This window comes from Polynucleobacter sp. 35-46-11 (assembly GCF_002281105.1).
On the sequence record NZ_NCFJ01000525.1, the window covers coordinates 1 to 1,718 of the forward strand.

Annotated in this window: 2 protein-coding genes; both read left to right on the top strand. The window is 50.3% G+C overall.

What is annotated here, in order from left to right; genetic code table 11:
* Positions 1–619: 619 nt before the first annotated feature.
* Entirely contained in the window at positions 620–1,513 is an 894-nt protein-coding gene (locus tag B7Y67_RS17180) for a hypothetical protein (protein ID WP_293599672.1), read from the top strand.
* A 12-nt stretch (positions 1,514–1,525) separates the two neighbouring features.
* Positions 1,526–1,718, top strand: a 193-nt coding sequence (locus B7Y67_RS17185) for a hypothetical protein (RefSeq protein WP_293599673.1), incomplete at its 3' end; no start/stop codon positions are given.

Here is a 1,718-nt window from a genome sequence, read left to right on the forward strand (position 1 = left end):
CTCAATGGCAGCACCCGGCCACTTATATTATCCGGTGCGTGCGGTTCGTGCGCGTTGAAATAAGTCCAGGCATAAAATGATGAGCCCCAAAACCCTAAGGCCAATATGCCTGAGATAATCTTTAATGGCTTCATTTGCTGCATACCTTGGTTTGAGATGCACGAACGCTCCCGAATGCCTAGGGTGAGTTACATTACCCACGCCGGAAGCGCGGCTGACAGATACAGGATATTCAGTTTTGCATCAAATTCGGCAAGCAAATAGGCTAAAACCGCGCGCGGCCGGCCCTTGCCCTGTAACGGGAATACCGGGCGCATCATCATTGGCCAAAGCGTGGCGCAAATCGGTATCGGTGGCGGTTGGATACATTATAAGTATGTGCTTCGACACAAGTTAGCAATTATAATGACTTCGGTATTATCAACAACATTTCTGTCACGCCCATTTATATTTCATCTGAGCGACTATTTGCGGGTTGCCAAAGTTTAACTTCGCTTTATGTGGTGAGGTGTAAGGGCGTGGTCGCGGTGGCGACGTGCGTCTGGTTCTGTGGAACGAAGCTGCCAAAGTTGGATGCTTGAAGACCCATGATCACGTCATTCATGATCAAGGGGCTAACATGCTGCATATTTCAACGGCTGGTCACGAACGTGCAAATTTCAACGCGGCACTCAATGTAACCGCATCCATGCAGAAGGCGCTGTTATGCGGCGTTTCAGTACTGGCTTGTGGCGTTGTGCTGGGCGGTACGCCCGCCGCGCAGGCGCAGACCATTGGAACAAGTAGCGCCAGTACGGTATATTCTACCGGTGCCGATATTACAGTGCTTACCAACGTCGTGCTTTCCGGTACACCCTTTGGGATTGCAAACGCGACACTTACCAACAGCATTACAAACGGCGGTACGGTTAGCAACAAGCATACCGGTATTTATAATGCTGACACGCTTAACGCGTTCAGCAACACCGGCACCATCTCGGGTTTAACCGGCGTTGTCAATGAGTTCGGCGGTACCATTCAGACGCTGACCAATTCCGGCAGCATCAGCGGCATCCAATACGGTATTTTAAATTTCGGCGTCATTAACCAGCTTACCAACGCCAACACCGGTGTGATTGCGACCTCGGGCGCTCGCTCATCTGCGATTAATAACAGCGGCAGCATTGGTCGGCTTACCAATAACGGCACGATTGCTGGTGGGGCGCGTGGTATTTACAATTATGTAACATCAAATTCCGCTGTGGCAGCTTATATCGGAGTTTTAACGAATAACGGCCTTATCTCAAGCCGGTCGAACTCCGCAATTACCAATACCGGCAACAGCACGATTGGCGTGCTGAGCAATACCGGTACCATTTCAGGGCCCGGCGGTATTTTTAATTATGGACGTGCCGATATTGGCGTGTTGACCAATGGCACGCTGACCAACGGTGTGGCCAGTAATGCGTTGATACGTGGTGGGTTATATAATGCCGGTACCATCGGCGTGTTGACAAATGACGGTACAATATAAACTACTGACGCCGTGATTTATAACACAACAAGTAATAGCGCTGGAAGCATCGGTGTCCTGACGAATAACGGCCTGATTACCGGTCAAACTGGTATTCATAATAGCGGCACAATCCTAACCCTTACCAACTTTGGCACAATCAGCGGCGGCGCCATTGGTATTGATAATTTGGGGACCATCGGTGCCCTCGATAATGGTGTACGCG